Origin of the sequence: Herbaspirillum sp. alder98, from assembly GCF_020179755.1 — a bacterium.
In the GTDB taxonomy this organism is placed as follows: Bacteria; Pseudomonadota; Gammaproteobacteria; order Burkholderiales; family Burkholderiaceae_D; genus Herbaspirillum.
Map to the genome: position 1 here is coordinate 1 of NZ_JAIUCY010000003.1, position 18,259 is coordinate 18,259.

Here is an 18,259-nt window from a genome sequence, read left to right on the forward strand (position 1 = left end):
GTCTGTCGCTTCCATTAAACGCCCACGCTTATCGGCTGTTAATTTTTAAAGATCTTTTCTGTCGCACCGCGTCGCTTTCGCTTCGCTTGCGTCGCCAACAAATCGTTTTGTTTGTCAGCAGCAGAGAGATGAGATTATGTGGTTTTTATCGAATCGCGTCAACTACTTTTTTCGCTTTTCTTTAAACTTTTTATCTCGGCGCTTGTCGTTGCTCGCCTGGATAAATCATTCAAAACCTTTTACTTCTCACCCGCCTCAGCTCGCAACTTTCGCTTCGTTCTTCACTCCGCTTTCTGCGTTGCTTCAGCAGGGGGCGAACTATAGCAACGGCCTAACTGTCGCGCAAGTGCTTTTTAAAGAATTATGCAAAATAATTTACCGTGCACCGGCTCTCACGACTAACAGAAACGTCCTCCTCCAATACCGGCCTGCCTTTCGGGCGATTTCGCCGATCCGGCGCTGTTATAAAACAAATGCCCGCCCCTCGCGGGGCGGGCATTTGTCTAAGTAAATCACCTGGCAATTGGGCGGTTTTTTCCCATCAGCCGTTCTTGAAGGTCGGCGCGCGCTTCTCGATGAAGGCTTTCATGCCCTCCTTCTGGTCTTCGGTTGCAAAGCAACTATAAAACAGCGCCCGTTCATACCTGAGACCGTCGGTCAGGGTCGACTCGAAGGCGCGGTTTACTGAGTCCTTGACCATCATGGCGACCTGGCGCGGCATGTCACAGATGGTATTGGCGGCAGCCAGCGCTTCTTCCATCAGTTTATCGGCAGGCACCACGCGCGAGACCAACCCGGCCCGCTCGGCTTCCTGCGCATCCATCATGCGGGCGGTCAGTGCCATGTCCATCGCCTTGGCCTTGGACACCGCGCGCGGCAGGCGCTGGGTGCCACCGGCACCCGGCACGATCCCGATCTTGATCTCGGGCTGGCCGAAGCGGGCGTTGTCTGCGGCGATGATGAAATCGCACATCATTGCCAATTCACACCCGCCGCCCAGGGCAAACCCGGCCACCGCCGCAATCACCGGCTTGCGCACGCGGCGGATGGTTTCCCAGTTGCGGGTAATGAACTCACCGTTGAACACGTCCATATAGGTGAAATCGGCCATGGCAACGATATCGGCGCCAGCGGCAAACGCCTTTTCGCTACCGGTGACGATCACGCAACCGATCTCGTCGTCGGCATCGTAGGCCAGCAATGCCTGGCCCAGTTCAGTCATGAGCGTGTCGTCGAGCGCATTGAGCGCCTTGGGGCGATGCAGGCGGATCACGCCGACCCGGCCCTGGGTTTCCACCAGGATATTTTGATAGCTCATGGAGTCTCCTTATATATAGATACAGGTAAGCAGCAGAAAGTAAGCAATAACAACCGTGCGCCGGGCACCAGAATAATCAAGAAATCTGACTTGGCGCAACGCGTAGCTGGAATTCCATGCAAGCAAGGCAGTCTCAGCATATATTGGAAGCACCTCTTCCCCCCATATCTATAAGGAGGTTCTTATGTTCAAGACTATTCTGGTTCCCACGGACGGCTCCGACCGTTCAGACAAGGCGATCAACACTGCCGTGGACTATGCCCGCAATTGTGGCGCCAGCATCATCGGCATCTCGGTAGCCGAGCCCTATCCTTTTTCGCCATTGGCCGAGAGTTCGATGGCGATCGACCCGAGCCTGTACGAGGAAAACGTGCGCACCCTGGCCGAACAGCACGTCAAGAAGATCAGCGATGCGGCCGCCGTGGCGGGCGTACCCTGCCAGACCGCTACCGTCCTGTCCTTTTCACCGGATGAAGAAATCATTACCGCAGCCAAGACCTACGGCTGCGACGTGATCTTCATGGCCTCGCATGGCCGCAGCGGGATCTCGCGCATGTTTCTCGGCAGCAAGACACAGAAGGTACTGGCCAATTCGACCATTCCGGTACTGGTCCTGCGCTAGTTGACGCGTCAACTGCGTCAACTATATATAGCGCGCCGCCAAAGAACAAAAGCCTGGCGCCCATCACTGGGGCCAGGCTTCTTGTTGTTTAGTCCATTGGACTGATTAGTTACCTGCGGTGGCCGGCACACTCATCGTCTTGGGCAGCAACACCCACATCGCGCCGCGCTGCTTCATCGAGCCGGCCATGTCTTCGGCCTCGTCACCAAAGCCCCAGAAGTAATCGGCTCGCACCACACCGCGAATCGCACCGCCCGTATCCTGGGCCACTACCAGCCGTTGCAACGGCTTGTCGCTGTTAGGCAGGGTGGTAGACAAGAATACCGGCGCGCCCAGCGGCACATGCTGCGGATCGATGGCAATCGATCGCTGCGGCGTCAGCGGGATGCCCTGCGCCCCCTTGGGCCCCTTGGAGGGATCCGGCAGTTTTTCTTCCTTGAAGAAAACATAACTTGGATTACTGTTGAGCAACTCTTCCTTGCGCGCCGGATTTGCCTTGACCCAGGCCTTGATGTTCTGCGCCGAGGCTTGCGACAGGTCCATTTCGCCCTTGTCTACCAGATAGCGCCCGATCGACTTGTAGGGGCGTCCGTTCTGATCGGCATAGGCCATGCGGATGGTTTCGCGGGTTTCGGGCAGATAGACCCGGCCCGAGCCCTGCACCTGCAGGAAGAACGCCTCGACCGGGTCGTCCACCCATACCAGCTCGCTACCGACCAACGCGTTGGACTGCATCAGCTCGGCCCGGCTGGGATAGGGCACGACCTTGCGCCCCACCACCTTGCCGCGCAGGCGCAGGTTCTTCAGCTCGGGATAGGCCGACGCCATGTCGATCGTCAGCAGGTCGTCCGGCGCCTGGTACAACGGCGTCTGGTATGCCCCGCCGCGACGGCGCGAGCCCTTCAGCAATGGTTCGTAGTAACCGGTCACCAGGCCACTGTCGCTGCCATCGGCATTGAATAACTGATAGGGAGTGAAATAACTTTCAAAATAAGCCCGCAACAGACCAGCGTCGGCGGCGTTGACCTGCTGGGCCGCGCTGCAGGCGGCGCGCCATTCGGGCTTGCGGATCATCACCGAGCAGGACGATTGCAATGCCGGCCAGGCTTCGCGCAGGTCATCGCGGTTCCAGCCAGGCAGTTGCGCAAAGCTGGCCGCGCGCATGGCCGGGCCCGGTTGCGCGGACGGCTTCGACGGCGTGGGCGTGACGGCGGGGCCGGAGGGTGAACCAGTCGAGGTAGTAGGCGTGGTCTGGCAGGCTGCCAGCAGGACGGCGACCGATACGGTCGATATGGTTACACTAAGACGCTTGATAAAACGGTTGGTCGGCAAACGGTTCAATGACATCGGGGATTGATTCAAATGTTATGGTTGATCTTGGAAGCCTGCGGCGCCTTGCTGCTCCTGGTCTTCATCGTATGGTGGACCATGTTCTCGGGCCGCAAGGGGCTCGACGAGCACCAGGCCAAAGCGCCGGACAAACCAGAAGACAGCGACAAGCGATAAAAAATCCGTCGCTCAACCCGCGATGGCGACCGCCCGGCTCAATGCAGCGTGCGCGGCAGCGACAGCACGAACTCGGGAATGCGCACGTCGAACTGCTCGCCATCTTCGGCCACGCAGAAGTATTCGCCGTGCATCGAGCCCTGGGGCGTCTTCATGGCAGTGCCGCTGGTGTACTCGAACTGCTCCCCCGGCTGCAGGAAAGGCTGGTGGCCGACCACGCCCAGGCCGCGCACTTCCTCGACATGATTATTGGCATCGGTGATGATCCAGTGGCGCGAGATCAGTTGCGCGGCAATGTTGCCGCTGTTGACGATACTGATCGCGTAGGCGAACACGTAGTGCGAGCGGGACGGATCCGACTGCTCTTCCAGATACTGGGTCTTGACCGTCACCGTCAGCTCATACACTGCCATTTGGATATCCTGTGTTGTCGTACGGTTATGGATGCGGAGGCAAGCGCAGGCGCGCCGCCACCCGGATTGCACACCAATTCAGCACGCAGCGCAAGCAAGGCAGGCGCATCGCAGCGGTGCGAGGGAGTAGAATAACGCCTTTTGCAGCCTCCCGCCGCCTGCCGAAAGTGCCGGAACAGGCTGGCTGCCGTCGATCAAGCCATCATTTTTTCAGCCATGCCGACCTACCGTATCGCTCCCAGCATCCTTTCCGCAGACTTTGCCCGCCTGGGCGAAGAAGTACGCAATGTCGTCGCCGCCGGCGCCGACTTCATCCATTTCGATGTGATGGACAATCATTACGTCCCCAATCTGACCATCGGCCCGCTGGTGTGCGAGGCGATCCGTCCGCATGTGCAGGTGCCGATCGACGTGCACCTGATGGTCAAGCCGGTGGACCGCATCATTCCCGATTTCGCCCGTGCAGGCGCCAACCTGATCACCTTCCACCCCGAAGCGTCCGAACACATCGACCGCTCGCTGCAGCTGATCCGCGACAACGGCTGCAAGTCGGGCCTGGTGTTCAATCCCGGCACGCCGCTGCATTACCTCGACCATGTCATGGACAAGATCGACATGATCCTGATCATGTCGGTCAACCCCGGCTTCGGCGGCCAGTCGTTCATTCCCGAGGCGCTCAAGAAGATCGCCGAGGTGCGGCGCCGCATTGATGAGTCGGGCCGCGACATCCTGCTCGAAGTCGATGGCGGCATCAAGGTCGAGAACATCGCCGCAGCCGCCCGTGCCGGCGCAGACACCTTCGTGGCCGGCTCGGCCATCTTCGGCAAGCCCGACTACAAGGCCGTGATCGACGCCATGCGCGCCGAGCTGGCCGCACTCTGACTAAATAAATCAAACCCATGACCAAGCTCGTCAACATCAAGGCTGCCATCATCGACCTCGACGGCACCATGCTCGACACCGCCGGCGATTTCCATGTGGCCGTCAATCGCATGCGCGCCGAGCTTGGCCTGTCGCCGCTGGCGCAGGAAACCATCGTCAATTTCGTCGGCAAGGGCACTGAAAACCTGATGCGCCGGGTGCTGGCGGTGGATTATGGCGAAGACGAGGCCGAGCAGTATTTCGACCAGGCCCTGGCGTCCTACACCGAGCACTACCTGGCCATCAATGGCGACTTCGCCGACCTCTATCCGGACGTCAAGGAAGGCCTGGAGGCGATGGCAAAGAAGGGCTTGCGCCTGGCCTGCGTGACCAACAAGCCGATTGCCTTTACGCTGCCGTTGCTCGAGAAGAAAGGCCTGCGCGGCTTTTTCGACGTGGTGTATGGCGGTGATTCATTGCCCCGCAAGAAGCCCGATCCGATGCCGCTGCTGCAGGTTTGCCACGATTTCGGCCTGGCGCCGGCGCAGGTGGTGGCCATCGGCGACTCGTCCAACGACGCCCAGGCCGCGCGCGCGGCGGGTTGCCGGGTGCTCAATGTGCCGTATGGCTACAACCACGGCGAATCTATACACGACGTCGATTCGGATGGTATAGTTCAGACGCTTCTCGAAGCAGCGCAGCAAATTTCGACCGACTGACACCTGTCATCGATCGACTAACACTCCAGATCGCGACCACACATCAATGTTTCGCAACAACAAACGCACCGCCCAACATACAGCCGCCCCTGAGGCCTGGCTGTGGCGACGCTGGCAATTCCAGGCTCAATAAGAAGCCTTGCCTCCGGCCGCGCCTGCGCGCCGGAAGTTGTTGCAACACCGTATCCCCAGTTTCAGAAAATAAAGCCGGTCGACGCCGGTAAAGCCATCAACGACACCGTCGACGAGAGTCCGCTTTCGCCCTGTCCGCTCGCGCATGCCGCCGGCGGAAGGGGCTTGCAGCGTGCTCTACAATGACGCTCAGGAGCCCACATGACAGAACTCGAATTCAAATCGCTGGCCACCGAAGGCTACAACCGCATTCCCCTCATCACGGAAGCTTTCGCCGACCTCGAGACGCCACTGACCCTGTATCTCAAGCTGGCGCAGAGCCAGCAGACCGGTCGCAATACCTTTTTGCTGGAGTCGGTGGTGGGCGGCGAGCGCTTCGGTCGCTATTCCTTCATCGGCTTGCCGGCCTCGACCAAGATCCGCTGCACCGGCAATCGCATCGAAGTGCTCAAGAATGAAACGGTCATCGAGACTGCAGAAGGCAACGCGCTGGAATTCATCGCGCAATACCAGTCGCGCTTCAAGGTCGCGATTCGTCCCGGCATGCCGCGCTTCTGCGGTGGCCTGGCCGGTTACTTCGGCTACGATGCCGTACGCTATATCGAGAAGCGCCTCGAAAAGACCGCCCCGCCCGACACCCTCGGCCTGCCCGACATCCAGTTGCTGCTCACCGAGGAACTGGCGGTGATCGACAACCTGTCCGGCAAGCTGTACCTGATCGTCTACGCCGACCCGACCCAGCCGGAAGCCTATTCCAAGGCGCGCCAGCGTCTCAGGGATCTGCGCGCCATGCTGCGCCGTGCCGCCGATGCGCCGGTCACCACCGGTTCGGTGCGCACCGAGACCATCCGCGAATTCCCCAAGGAGCAATACCTCAAGGCCGTCGCGCGTGCCAAAGAATACGTGATGGCCGGCGACCTGATGCAGGTGCAGATCGGCCAGCGCCTGCGCAAGTCGTATGTCGATTCGCCGCTGATGCTGTATCGCGCGCTGCGCTCGATCAACCCGTCGCCCTACATGTACTTCTATAACTTCGGCGACATGCAGATCGTCGGCTCGTCGCCCGAGATCCTGGTGCGCAATGAAGCCATCGGTCCCGACCAGAAGAAAATCACCATTCGCCCGCTGGCCGGCACCCGTCCGCGCGGCTCGACCATCGAACGCGACGAGCAACTGGCGCGCGAGCTGCTGGCCGACCCCAAGGAAATCGCCGAGCACGTGATGCTGATCGACCTGGCCCGCAACGATATCGGCCGCATCGCCGCTACCGGCAGCGTCAAGGTCACCGACCAGATGGTGATCGAAAAATATTCCCACGTGCAGCACATCGTCTCCAATGTCGAAGGCATCCTCAAGCCCGGCATGTCCAACCTGGACGTGCTCAAGGCGACCTTCCCGGCCGGCACGCTGTCGGGTGCGCCCAAGGTGCGCGCCATGGAAGTCATCGACGAACTGGAACCGTCCAAGCGCGGCATCTACGGCGGCGCCTGCGGCTACCTGTCGTTTGGCGGCGAGATGGATGTGGCCATAGCGATCCGCACCGGCGTCATCAAGGATGGCACGCTCTACGTGCAGGCCGCCGCCGGCATCGTGGCCGACTCGGTGCCTGAGATGGAATGGGAAGAAACCGAAAACAAGGCGCGTGCCGTGCTGCGCGCCGCCGAACAAGTTCAAGATGGCCTGGATGGAGAAATCTAAATGCTGCTGATGATCGACAACTACGATTCGTTCACCTACAACCTGGTCCAGTATTTCGGCGAACTGGGTGAAGAGGTGCTGACCATCCGCAACGACGAGATCACGCTGGACGAGATCGCCGCCCTCAAGCCGGAACGCATCTGCCTCTCGCCCGGCCCTTGCAGTCCGAAGGAAGCCGGCATCTGCGTCGACCTGCTCAAGCATTTCACGGGCAAGCTGCCGATCCTTGGCGTGTGCCTGGGCCACCAGGCGATCGGCGAGGCATTCGGCGGCAATATCGTGCGCGCCAAGCAGGTCATGCATGGCAAGACGTCGAAGATCGCGCACACCGGCGTGGGCGTCTTCAAGGACCTGCCTTCGCCCTATACCGTGATCCGCTATCACTCGCTGGCCATCGAGCGCGCGACCCTGCCCGATTGCCTGGAAGTGACCGCCTGGACCGACGACGGCGAAATCATGGGCGTGCGCCACAAGCAGTTCGACCTGCAGGGCGTGCAGTTCCACCCCGAATCGATCCTGTCCGAACACGGACACGCATTGCTCAAGAATTTCCTGACTGGCAGCGCCCACGCGTAATGCCTGCAACCAACGGAACCCAAGTCATGGCCATCACCCCGCAAGAAGCGCTGCTGCGCTGTATCGAACACCGCGAAATCTTTCACGACGAGATGCTGACGCTGTTTCGTCAGATCATGAGTGGCGAGATGTCGCCGGTCATGATCGCGGCCCTCACCATGGGCCTGCGCGTCAAGAAGGAAAGCATCGGCGAGATCGCTGCCGCCGCCCAGGTGATGCGCGAGTTCGCCACCAAGGTGCCGATGGCCGACACCACCGGCCTGCTCGACATCGTCGGCACCGGCGGCGACGGCGCCCATACCTTCAACATTTCCACCGCCTCGATGTTCGTGGCCGCCGCCGCCGGCGCCCGCGTGGCCAAGCATGGCGGACGCAGCGTGTCGTCGTCCTCGGGCAGCGCCGATGTGCTCGAAGCCCTGGGCGCCGACATCAACCTGCAACCCGAGCAGGTGGCGCAATCGATTGCCCAGACCGGCATCGGCTTCATGTTCGCGCCCAACCACCATGCGGCGATGAAGCACGCCGCGCCGGTGCGCAAGGAGCTGGGCGTGCGCACCATCTTCAACATCCTCGGGCCGCTGACCAACCCGGCCGGCGCGCCCAATATCCTGATGGGCGTGTTTCACGGCGACCTGGTCGGCATCCAGGTGCGGGTATTGCAGCGCCTGGGCGCGCAGCATGCCATCGTGGTGTGGGGCCGTGATAACCTCGACGAAGTCACGCTCGGTGGCGCCACCATGGTCGGCGAGCTGGTCGATGGCGAGATCCGCGAATACGAGATCCATCCGGAAGATTACGGCCTGTCGATGTTCGCCAGCCGTAACCTGCAAGTGGCCAACGCGGCCGAATCGAAGCAGAAGATCTTTGAAGCGCTGCAAGGCGAACCCGGCCCGGTGCACGATATCGTGCTGATCAACGCCGGCACCGCGCTGTATGCGGCCGGTCGCGCCAAGTCGATTGCCGAAGGCCTCGCGCAGGCGCGCGAAGCCATCGCCAGCGGCGCGGCCCGCGCCAAGCTCGACCAGTTCGTGCAAGTTACCCGCCAGTTGGGCGGCAAACACTAATCCAGACGGGAACATCATGTCCGACATCCTCAACAAGATCCTTGACGTCAAGGCCGAAGAAGTTCGCCTTGCCAAGAAGCAGCAAGACCTCGCCAGCCTGCGACGCGACGTCGAATCCGACAGCGAAGCGCGCTCTGAACTGCGCGGCTTCGAGGCGTCCCTGCGCGAGAAAATTGCCGCCGGCCAGGCTGGCGTGATCGCCGAGATCAAGAAGGCCTCGCCCTCCAAGGGCGTGATCCGCCCCGATTTCCGGCCCGCCGAGATTGCGGTCAGCTATGCCACGCATGGCGCGGCCTGCCTGTCGGTGCTGACCGACGAGCAGTTCTTCCAGGGCGCGCCCGACTATCTGAAGCAGGCCCGCGCGGCATGCTCCCTGCCGGTCATCCGCAAGGATTTCATGGTCGATATCTATCAGTTGTACCAGGCCCGCTCGTGGGGCGCCGATGCCGTCCTGCTGATCGTGGCCGCGCTGGACCACGGCCTGATGGCCGAGCTGGAAGCCTGCGCCCACGAGCTGGGCATGGCGGTGCTGGTGGAAGTGCACGACGGCGCCGAGCTGGACGCGGCATTGAAGCTGAAGACGCGACTGCTGGGTGTGAACAATCGCAACCTGCGCACCTTCGAGACCACCCTCGACACCACGCTCAACCTGCTGCCGCGCATTCCAGACGATAAGCTGGTGATCACCGAGTCGGCCATCGCCACCCCGGAAGATGTGAAGCGCATGCGTGACGCCAATGTGCATGGCTTCCTGGTGGGCGAAGCGTTCATGCGGGCCAAGGAACCGGGCGAGGAACTGGCCCGGTTGTTTGCATAAGCCAGATATCAGCAGTAGCAATCAAAAGCACCGGGGCCCTGATGAACGTCAGGGCCCCGTTTTTTCATCGCATTCAAAACATCCCGGGCAACAGACACTGCCCGGGACTGCTGCGCACTCAAGCCGAGAAACCACCATCGATGGTCAGGCTGGCGCCGGTGATGTAACCGGCTTCAGGACCGGCCAGATACGCCACGAAACTGGCGATCTCTTCTACCTTGCCGTAGCGCGGCAAGGCCATCAGCCCCTTCAATGTCTCGGCAAAATCGCCGCTGGCCGGATTCATGTCGGTATCGACCGGGCCTGGCTGCAGGTTGTTGACGGTAATGCCGCGCTTGCCCAGGTCACGCGCCAGTCCCTTGGTCAGGCCGACCAGTGCCGCCTTGCTCATCGCATAGGCCGCGCCGCCTTCGAACGGCATGCGCTCGGCATTGGTGCTGCCGATGCTGATAACGCGACCGCCCTCTTTCATGAACCGCACTGCTTCCTGGGTCGCCACGAAGACGCTGCGCACATTCACGTCCAGGGTGCGGTCCAGGTCTTCCAGTTTGAAATCATCAATCGGACCCAATGCCAGCACGCCAGCATTGTTGACCAGGATATCGAGGCGGCCGAAAGTCTCGGCGGTAATGCTGATGGCTTGCTTGAGGGCAGCGGCGTCGGCACTGTCGGCCTGGATCGCCAGGGCGCGGCCACCGGCGGCTTCGATCTGGGTGACCAGTTCCTGTGCCGGCTGGGGCGATGTCACGTAGGTAAAGGCGACGGTGGCGCCGTCGGCTGCGAGGCGCTTGACGATGGCCGCGCCGATGCCGCGCGAGCCGCCTTGCACGAAAGCAACCTTGTTGGCCAGGGATGGGGTGGTTTGTTGGTTCGACATGATCTTGCTCCTGTTCAGTTGAGGGAAAACCCGGATGGGGTGAAGCAAGTATCGTTTTTTGATTATGGTTCGACTAGATAGCAATCACTATCTTCTTTTTAAACCATTGGTTTAAAATCGCCGTCATGGAATCCATGATCAGCATCGAATGCTTCGTCAACGCGGCCGACACCGGCAGCTTCTCGGCGGCCGCGCGTCGCATGGGACTGACCTCGGCGGCAGTCGGCAAGAATGTCGCGCGGCTCGAATCCAACCTGGGCGTGCGTCTGTTCCAGCGCAGCACCCGCAAGCTGACGCTGACCGAGGCCGGCGAACGCTTCCTGCAGGAAGTGGGCGGCGCGCTGGGCACCATTCGTAATGCGGTCAATAACCTGGCCACCGCCGACGGGCACCCGGCCGGTACGCTCAAGGTCAGCATGGGCACCGGGTTCGGGCGCCAATACGTGGTGCCGCTGCTGGGCGATTTCTTGCAGCGCTACCCGGCCATTTCGCCCGACTGGCATTTCGACAACCGCCCGGTCGACCTGATCGCGGAAGGCTTCGATGCCGCCATCGGCGGCGGCATCGACCTGTCGCCCGGGGTGGTGGCGCGCGAACTGGCGCCGGCGCACCGGGTGCTGCTGGCCTCGCCCGCCTATCTGGCCGACCACGCCCCGCTGCGCTCGCCGCAAGACCTGGCGCTGCACGATGGCATCCTGATCCGTTCGCCGCAGACCGGTCGCGTGCGGCCATGGACCTTGCGCGACCGTGCCGGGGCGCAGGCGCCGGTGACATTGAAGGTAAGAATGACCATGAGCGACCCCAACGCCGCCTGTGAAATCGCCGAAATGGGACTGGGCGTGACGCTGGTGTCGATGCCACATGCGGTGCTCTACCTGGAGCGTGGCACGCTGATGCGGGTCTTGCCCGACTGGTATGTCGACAGCGGCACGCTGTCGCTCTATTTCACGGCGGCGCGGCTGATGCCCGCCAAGACCCGGGTGTTCGTCGACTTCATGGTGGAGCAGTTCCGCCGGCAGGCGCTGGCGGAACGCTTTTCAGCGGTTCGCTAAGCGTTCAGCGGCCGGCGGCACGGCGCGCGCCGCCGCCGATATTGTTGCCGGCGTCACGCGCCAGGCCGCGATAACCCTGCACCGAAATCAACGTCACCAGCCCGGCCAGGGCAAACGCCCACTGGAAGTCGCCAAGCACGAAGTGCGCGCTGCCGTCGACGGCCTCGCCGCGCACATAGGCGGCGATGCGCAAGGCCAGCGCGCCGAAGGCGATGCCCATGCCGATCGTCATCTGCTGGGCCACGCTCCACAAGGTGCTGGCCGATCCCTTGCGGGCTTCGCTGATGTCGGCATAGGCCAGCGTGGCCAGGGTGGTAAATTGCATCGAGCGCGACAAGCCATAGCAGAACACCACCGCCAGGGTCAGCAGCAAGGGCGTGCCGGGCGTGAGCCAGCCGCAGGCGATGATGGCGCAGCCGGCGATGGCGGCATTGGTCACCGCCACCCGGCGAAAACCGAAGCGTCGCAGGATGCGGGTCGTGAAAGCCTTCATGCCCAGGTTGCCCAGGGCGGTGGCCAGCAACAGCAGACCCGACTGGAAGGCCGACAGGCCGAACCCGATCTGGAACATCAGGGGCATCAGATACGGCACGGCATCGATACCGATGCGGGTCAGCGAACCGGTGATCACCGTCACCGAATAGGTCGGCGTGCCGAGATTGGAAAAATCCAGCAACGGATGCTCGGTGCGGCGCATGTGGCGCCAGGCCAGCCAGCCCAGCGCGATGCCGCCAGCGATGAAGCCCAGCGCTTCGAGCACATTGGATCCGGTATGGCTGGCGATCTCGGTGCCATACAGCAGCGAGGTCAAGGCCGCCCCGGAGAGGATGAAACCCAGCACATCCAGCGGTCGGCGCGCCCCGCCCTGCTCGTTGTTGACCAGCGCCATGACGGCGATGAAGGCGGCGATGCCGAATGGCACGTTCATCAGGAAGATCCAGTGCCACGAGGCATAGGTGGTGATGAAACCGCCCACCGATGGCCCTACCACCGGCGCCACGATGGCCGGCCAGGTGATGGTGGCGATCGCCTTCATCAGGTGTTCGCGGCTGGTGCTGCGAACCACGATCATGCGCCCGACCGGCACCATCATGGCGCCGCCCAGCCCTTGCAGCACACGCGCGGCGGTGAATTCAAATACGGTCTGCGAGTAGCCGCACAGGATCGATGCGAACGTGAAAATGACGATCGCCGCGCCGAACACCGTGCGCGACCCGAGGCGATCGGCGACCCAGCCGCTGATGGGGATAAACACCGCCAGCGTCAGCATGTAGGCGGTCATGCCCAGGCTCAGTTCATTGGGCCCGACACCGAACGACTGCGCCATCTGCGGCAAGGCCGTGGCGATGATGGTGGTATCGAGGTATTCCATGAAGAAGGTTGCCGCTACGATGTAGGGCAACAGGCGCACGCGCAGATCACGTTCTGCTTGCGGTTCGGTCTCGGCCATTGGCGTTCCTGTTCTTGTATGCGAAACGCCGGCGGGCGCCGGCGTTTCGGGGGGCTCAACGTTAAATCATTGCACGCGCAGGTTCAGAAGCGCAGGAAGTGCAGCAGCAGCTGGATCACGACGATGCCACCCACCAGTCCGCCACCGAAATACACCACCACGCCCAGCAGCATGTTGGTACGACGCTGCTCGGCCACCAGTTTCTTGAGCAGGTCGGCATTCTGCGAATGGCTGTCACCTTCGGTGTAATGCGTCAGCGCCTGGTGCACCAGGCGCGGAATCTGCGGCAGCAAGCGGCTGTAGCGCGGCACCTCGACCTTCAGTTGCTCGACGAAACCGCGCCAGCCGATCTGCTCGCTCATCCAGCGCTCCAGGTAGGGCTTGGCGGTCTTCCACAGGTCCAGGTCGGGATCGAGCTGGCGCCCCAGTCCTTCGACGTTGAGCAAGGTCTTCTGCAGCAGCACCAGCTGCGGCTGCACTTCAACGTTGAAACGGCGTGAAGTCTGGAACAGCCGCAGCAGTACCTGGCCGAACGAGATATCTTTCAGCGGGCGATCGAAGATCGGTTCGCAGCAGGCGCGCACCGCCGCCTCGAGCTCGTCGACCCGGGTTTCCTTGGGCGCCCAGCCGGATTCGATGTGCGCTTCGGCCACGCGCTTATAGTCGCGCTGGAAGAAGGCCAGGAAATTCTGCGACAGGTAATCCTTGTCGAAATCGTTGAGCGTACCGACGATGCCGAAGTCGAGCGCGATGTAGCGACCGAAGGTCTCGGGCGCGACCGACACCAGGATATTGCCGGGGTGCATGTCGGCGTGGAAGAAGCCATCACGAAACACCTGGGTGAAGAAGATCTCGACGCCATCGCGCGAGAGCTTGGCCAGGTCGACGCCTTCCTGCGCCAGGCGCTCGGTCTGCGAGATCGGGATGCCGTGCATGCGTTCCATCACGATCACCGACGGCGAGCAATAGTCCCAGTACATCTCCGGCACCATCAGCAAGGTCGAGCCGGCAAAGTTGCGGCGCAACTGGCTGGCGTTGGCGGCCTCGCGCATCAGGTCGAGCTCGTCGTGCAGGTACTTGTCGAATTCGCCCACGACTTCCTTGGCCTTCAGGCGACGACCATCCGCCCACAATCGCTCGAACCAGTCGGCGGCGACATGCATCAAGCCGATATCGTGATCGATGATGGCGCGCATGCCGGGACGCAGCACCTTGATGGCGACTTCCTTGCCATCCTTGAGCGTGGCGAAATGCACCTGGGCGATCGAGGCCGAGGCCACCGGGTCGCGCTCGAAGGTGGCGAACAGTTCATTGGGATGCGCGCCCAGCGACTTCTGGATCTGCAGCGCGGCCAGGTCGGAATCGAACGGTGGCACGCGGTCTTGCAGGCGGGTCAGTTCGTTGGCGATATCGGGCGGCATCAGGTCGCGCCGGGTCGACAGCACCTGGCCGAACTTGATGAAGATCGGTCCCAGGTCTTCCAGCGCGCGACGCAGCCGCTCGCCGCGCGGCGCCGACAGGTCGCGCCAGAAGAAGATGGCGTTGGCAATGCGCGCGATACGGGGCGGCGCGAATTCGGTGGCGATGATTTCGTCCAGTCCGTAGCGGATGGCGACGCGGATGATCTTGAGCAGGCGCAGGGAACGCAAGAACATCAGCGACGCTCCAGCTTCTCGAGACGCTTGACCAGCCGTTCGACATCGTCACGCAGGCGCACCACGTCGGAAGAAAAGTCTTGCAGCATGCGGGGCCGTATCAACATGGGTTGCTCTTCAAGGAAATATTCGGCGACATTCTCGGTCACCTTGCGATGCGTGGCCACCAGGGTATCGACCAGGCCGCGCGCGCCCGACACCACACGGGTGGCGGCGACGTCACCAATCACGCGCGCCAGGTCATCTTCGGCGTCCCAGCGCAGGTTCTGGCTCAGTTGCGAAATGGCGTTGGCAAAATCGGCGTCGCCTTCCAGCTTCACATACGACACTGCGCGTTCGCGATTGGCCGCGATCAGGGGCAGGTCCGACAGCTTGATGCGGATAGTGACGTTGGCGGCCTGATCGGCAGCGGCGTCCTGCACATAGCCGTCGGCGGCCACCTTCAGGCGCAACTGCACCGCGCCGGTGTCGATGCAGGCCAGCTTGCCGGCATGGGCCACCAGCTTCTGGCGCGCCCAGGGCTCTTGCGCCAGCAGGTGGTTGACCACGGCGGCAGCGGGCTTCATCGGGTTGATCGAGGTCAGGTCGGGCAGCGAGGGCATGTGTTAGTGAATGACGTCCAGGGAATCGACAAAATAAAACCGCCCGGATTGCGGGCGGTTCAAGTTTAACAGCTTGGCGGGCTCAGACCTGTTGAATGCCAGCCAATACCCAACCGCCACCGTTTTGCGGCTTGGACAGGTTCCAGATCTCGGCGAACGGCTCGGCCGACAGTTCCGGCGCTTCCTTGATCAGGCCCTGGAAGCGAACGGTCGCCAGGTAATCGTAGGCCTGGGTTTCGATGCCCAGCAGCTCAGCGTCGAGCTGCACCACATCGGTGGCGTTGGCCGAGGCGCCGCGTTCCTGCAATTGCAGGCGCAGTTCGGCAAACATCTCGGGCGTGGTGAATTCGCGGATATCGTTGATATCGGCGCGATCCCATGCCGCCTGCAAGCGGATGAAGTAAGTCTTGGCGTTGCGCACGAAACCGGGCGCATCGAAGTCGGCCGGGATACCCCACTTCTCGATGGCCACAGGCGTGGCCGGCGGGGCCGACGACGTGCCGTAGGCATTGCCTTGCAACGCGGCCGGAGGTGGATTGATGTCGCGCAGGCCGGAGCCGATCTCGGGCGTGGCGCCGGCGGCGCTGCCGATCGGGCTTACGCCCGGCATCGGCGCGGCATAGGCCGGGTTAGTGCTTTGCTCCTGGCGCGCCCGCGAGAACATGCGAAACAGGAAGAAGGCGACGCCACCCAGCAGCAGCAAGGTGATGATCGAGCCGAACATGCCGCCACCGGCGCCGCCCATGCCGAAGTGCGACATCAACGCGCCCAACCCCAGGCCGACCAGGGCGCCACCGACGATATTGCGCCATGGGCTGGCCGGCTTGGCCGGGATATTCTGCGGCGCGGGGGCAGCAGCAGGCGCTGCCGGACGCGCAGGCGCCGAGTACGATTGTCCGTACGATGGGCTGGCCGGCGCCTGGCGCGAGTAATTCGAGGATTGCTTGCCGAACGAACCGCCGCCGCCGAGACGCTTGGCATCAGCCGGCGACATCACCAGCGTCAACGAGGTCAACGCCAGCATCAGGAACAATAGAGTTTTTTTCATGGGGGGACCTCTTCAAAAGAGCCTCGGGTGGTGCATTGTTGCCGCAAAAACTTAAGCCACCCTTAACCTCTGACTTCTAAGTTCTAACCTCTAACTTCTCAACTACATCTTGATGCCGGTATGCAATGCGGCAACGCCGGCGGTCAGGTTGAAATACTGGACGCGCTCCAGCCCGACCTGCTCCATCATCTGCTTGAGCGTTTCCTGGTCGGGGTGCATGCGGATCGATTCGGCCAGGTAGCGGTAGCTGTCGGCATCATTGGCGACCTTCTTGCCCAGCCACGGCAGCACCGAGAACGAGTACACGTCGTAGGGCTTCTTGAGTGGCTCCCAGACCTTCGAGAATTCCAGCACCAGCAACTTGCCGCCGGGCTTGAGCACTCGCCGCATCTCGGCCAGCGCGGCATCCTTGTGGGTCATGTTGCGCAGGCCGAAGGCGACCGACACGCGGTCGAAGTAATTATCGGGGAACGGCAGTTTCTCGGCGTCACACAGCATGGTGGGCGTCACGACGCCCTTGTTGAGAAGGCGATCACGACCGACGCGCAGCATCGATTCGTTGATATCGGTCAGCCACACTTCGCCGGAGGGGCCGGCCTGCTTGGCGAAGGCCTTCGACAGGTCGCCGGTGCCACCGGCAATATCGAGCACCTTAAAGCCCGGCCGCACGCCGGCCTGGGCGATGGTGAAGGCTTTCCAGATGCGATGCAGGCCGGCCGACATGAAGTCATTCATGACGTCGTACTTGGCGGCCACCGAGTGGAACACTTCGCCGACCTTGCGGACCTTGTCTTCTTCTGCAACTGTTTCGTAACCGAAATGAGTGGTGTTGGTCATGGCTGGTATGTGACTGGAATTGGTGATGAGCGCAATGACACGCGACAGCGTGAAGAGCGCATTATAAATCGGCGCTTTGCCGCCTTAGTGCTTGTGACCGCAACCGTGTCCACCGCCCTGCTCCAGCGGCACGGCCTGCGGATCACGTCCGCCGTCGCGGGTAAAGCCGGCGGCTTCCAGCTTCTGCAGGTAGGTTTCCCACATCGGGGCCTGGTCACGGCCCAGCTGGTACAGGAAATCCCAGGTGTAGATGCCGCTGACGTGGCCATCCGAGAACAGCGGTTTGACGCCGTAATTGCCGACCGGTTCGATACCGTCGATGCCAACCTCGCGCTTGCCGATCTGCAGCACTTCCTGGCCGGGACCATGGCCGCGCACCTCGGCCGAAGGCGAATATACGCGCATCAGTTCGAAGGGCAAGGCAAAGCTGGCGCCATCGTCGAACTCGACCTCGACCACGCGCGACAGCTTGCGGACCTTGAACGACAGCGGAACCGGCGACGATGAAGAGCTCATGCAGGACTCACGATTCAATAAGAGAAAGCGGGCACCGGGACAAACCCGGCAACATCAGGCGTCAAGGGCAGCGGCCTGCAATTGCTGCTGGATCGCCAGACGCAGTTGCGGCAACCGGGCACGACGCGCTTCGAGCGCCGCCGGATCGGCAGCGCGCTGTGGCGCGGCCCATACCGGCGCGGGAAAGTGACAGTCATCCGGATAGCGCGGAATGACGTGCCAATGCACGTGGGGCGTCATGTTGCCCAGCGTGGCCAGATTGACCTTCTCCGGCGCCATCGTGGCCCGCACTGCGGCCTCGACCGCCCACACGGCGTTGGCCACCAGGGTCCGGTCGGACGGCGCCAGGTCGGTCATTTCCTTGACATGGCTGTTCCAGACCACCCGGCAGAAACCCGGGTAATCCGGTTCGTCGACCAGCACCACGCGAAACGACGGATGCTGCCACAGCACCTCGCCGCCATCGCCGGCGCACAGATCACAGGTGGCGCTCATG

The 18,259-nt window shown here is 62.2% G+C and carries 21 protein-coding genes; 10 read left to right on the plus strand and 11 right to left on the minus strand.

Annotated elements, in window-relative coordinates; translation table 11 throughout:
* Nucleotides 1-185: hypothetical protein (locus tag LBW87_RS07825; protein WP_225200895.1), on the plus strand; the 185-nt coding region annotated here is incomplete at its 5' end.
* 356 nt (nt 186-541) lie between these two features.
* Here the strand turns inward: LBW87_RS07825 and LBW87_RS07830 are convergent.
* Nucleotides 542-1,318: an enoyl-CoA hydratase gene (locus tag LBW87_RS07830; protein ID WP_225200896.1), complete on the minus strand. Its 777-nt coding sequence runs from the start codon at nt 1,316-1,318 to the stop codon at nt 542-544.
* A 184-nt stretch (nt 1,319-1,502) separates the two neighbouring features.
* Between LBW87_RS07830 and LBW87_RS07835 the strand changes: the two genes are divergently transcribed.
* Nucleotides 1,503-1,940: a universal stress protein gene (locus tag LBW87_RS07835; RefSeq protein ID WP_225200897.1), complete on the plus strand. Its 438-nt coding sequence runs from the start codon at nt 1,503-1,505 to the stop codon at nt 1,938-1,940.
* Between the two features lie 105 nt (nt 1,941-2,045).
* On the opposite strand, the gene LBW87_RS07840 is transcribed toward LBW87_RS07835, so the two are convergent.
* Nucleotides 2,046-3,287: a murein transglycosylase A gene (locus tag LBW87_RS07840; RefSeq protein WP_225200898.1), complete on the minus strand. Its 1,242-nt coding sequence runs from the start codon at nt 3,285-3,287 to the stop codon at nt 2,046-2,048.
* Between the two features lie 15 nt (nt 3,288-3,302).
* On the opposite strand from LBW87_RS07840, the gene LBW87_RS07845 reads away from it, so the two are divergent.
* The gene (locus LBW87_RS07845; RefSeq protein ID WP_225200899.1) at nt 3,303-3,446 is read left to right on the plus strand and encodes a hypothetical protein; all 144 of its coding nucleotides are present in this window, start codon (nt 3,303-3,305) and stop codon (nt 3,444-3,446) included.
* Nucleotides 3,447-3,484: 38 nt separating this feature from the next.
* On the opposite strand, the gene apaG is transcribed toward LBW87_RS07845, so the two are convergent.
* On the minus strand, nt 3,485-3,859 hold the full coding sequence (apaG, locus tag LBW87_RS07850) for a Co2+/Mg2+ efflux protein ApaG (protein ID WP_225200900.1): 375 nt from the start codon (nt 3,857-3,859) through the stop codon (nt 3,485-3,487).
* A gap of 216 nt (nt 3,860-4,075) precedes the next feature.
* On the opposite strand from apaG, the gene rpe reads away from it, so the two are divergent.
* From rpe to trpC, 6 genes are all read left to right on the plus strand, one after another.
* A complete protein-coding gene (rpe, locus tag LBW87_RS07855; protein WP_225200901.1) occupies nt 4,076-4,741 on the plus strand; it encodes a ribulose-phosphate 3-epimerase in 666 nt (221 codons plus the stop codon).
* Between the two features lie 17 nt (nt 4,742-4,758).
* A complete protein-coding gene (locus LBW87_RS07860) occupies nt 4,759-5,439 on the plus strand; it encodes a phosphoglycolate phosphatase (RefSeq protein ID WP_225200902.1) in 681 nt (226 codons plus the stop codon).
* A 333-nt stretch (nt 5,440-5,772) separates the two neighbouring features.
* The gene (trpE, locus tag LBW87_RS07865) at nt 5,773-7,269 is read left to right on the plus strand and encodes an anthranilate synthase component I (RefSeq protein ID WP_225200903.1); all 1,497 of its coding nucleotides are present in this window, start codon (nt 5,773-5,775) and stop codon (nt 7,267-7,269) included.
* Entirely contained in the window at nt 7,270-7,845 is a 576-nt protein-coding gene (locus LBW87_RS07870; RefSeq protein WP_225200904.1) for an aminodeoxychorismate/anthranilate synthase component II, read from the plus strand.
* A 26-nt stretch (nt 7,846-7,871) separates the two neighbouring features.
* Nucleotides 7,872-8,909 (plus strand): anthranilate phosphoribosyltransferase, encoded by a 1,038-nt coding sequence (trpD, locus tag LBW87_RS07875; protein ID WP_225200905.1) that lies wholly within the window; start codon nt 7,872-7,874, stop codon nt 8,907-8,909.
* A 16-nt stretch (nt 8,910-8,925) separates the two neighbouring features.
* The gene (gene trpC / locus LBW87_RS07880; RefSeq protein WP_225200906.1) at nt 8,926-9,726 is read left to right on the plus strand and encodes an indole-3-glycerol phosphate synthase TrpC; all 801 of its coding nucleotides are present in this window, start codon (nt 8,926-8,928) and stop codon (nt 9,724-9,726) included.
* 118 nt (nt 9,727-9,844) lie between these two features.
* Here the strand turns inward: trpC and LBW87_RS07885 are convergent, their stop codons facing one another.
* The gene (locus tag LBW87_RS07885) at nt 9,845-10,603 is read right to left on the minus strand and encodes a 3-oxoacyl-ACP reductase family protein (RefSeq protein ID WP_225200907.1); all 759 of its coding nucleotides are present in this window, start codon (nt 10,601-10,603) and stop codon (nt 9,845-9,847) included.
* A gap of 125 nt (nt 10,604-10,728) precedes the next feature.
* Here LBW87_RS07885 and LBW87_RS07890 point away from each other — a divergent pair, with 125 nt between their 5' ends.
* Complete coding sequence (locus tag LBW87_RS07890; protein ID WP_225200908.1) at nt 10,729-11,655, plus strand: LysR family transcriptional regulator; 927 nt, start codon at nt 10,729-10,731, stop codon at nt 11,653-11,655.
* Between the two features lie 4 nt (nt 11,656-11,659).
* Here LBW87_RS07890 and LBW87_RS07895 read toward each other — a convergent pair whose 3' ends face one another.
* The 7 genes from LBW87_RS07895 to LBW87_RS07925 all read right to left on the minus strand — a co-directional run bounded on the left by LBW87_RS07895 (nt 11,660) and on the right by LBW87_RS07925 (nt 18,258).
* Nucleotides 11,660-13,105 (minus strand): MFS transporter, encoded by a 1,446-nt coding sequence (locus LBW87_RS07895; RefSeq protein ID WP_225200909.1) that lies wholly within the window; start codon nt 13,103-13,105, stop codon nt 11,660-11,662.
* A gap of 83 nt (nt 13,106-13,188) precedes the next feature.
* A complete protein-coding gene (gene ubiB / locus LBW87_RS07900) occupies nt 13,189-14,760 on the minus strand; it encodes a ubiquinone biosynthesis regulatory protein kinase UbiB (RefSeq protein WP_225200910.1) in 1,572 nt (523 codons plus the stop codon).
* A complete protein-coding gene (locus tag LBW87_RS07905) occupies nt 14,760-15,362 on the minus strand; it encodes an SCP2 domain-containing protein (RefSeq protein WP_225200911.1) in 603 nt (200 codons plus the stop codon). The genes ubiB and LBW87_RS07905 overlap by 1 nt, the downstream gene beginning before the upstream one ends.
* Nucleotides 15,363-15,444: 82 nt before the next feature.
* Entirely contained in the window at nt 15,445-16,410 is a 966-nt protein-coding gene (locus tag LBW87_RS07910) for a Tim44 domain-containing protein (RefSeq protein WP_225200912.1), read from the minus strand.
* 102 nt (nt 16,411-16,512) lie between these two features.
* A complete protein-coding gene (ubiE, locus tag LBW87_RS07915) occupies nt 16,513-17,247 on the minus strand; it encodes a bifunctional demethylmenaquinone methyltransferase/2-methoxy-6-polyprenyl-1,4-benzoquinol methylase UbiE (protein ID WP_225200913.1) in 735 nt (244 codons plus the stop codon).
* Nucleotides 17,248-17,331: 84 nt separating this feature from the next.
* Complete coding sequence (locus LBW87_RS07920; RefSeq protein WP_225200914.1) at nt 17,332-17,763, minus strand: gamma-butyrobetaine hydroxylase-like domain-containing protein; 432 nt, start codon at nt 17,761-17,763, stop codon at nt 17,332-17,334.
* A gap of 54 nt (nt 17,764-17,817) precedes the next feature.
* Nucleotides 17,818-18,258 (minus strand): HIT family protein, encoded by a 441-nt coding sequence (locus tag LBW87_RS07925; protein WP_225200915.1) that lies wholly within the window; start codon nt 18,256-18,258, stop codon nt 17,818-17,820.
* Nucleotide 18,259: the final 1 nt, after the last annotated feature.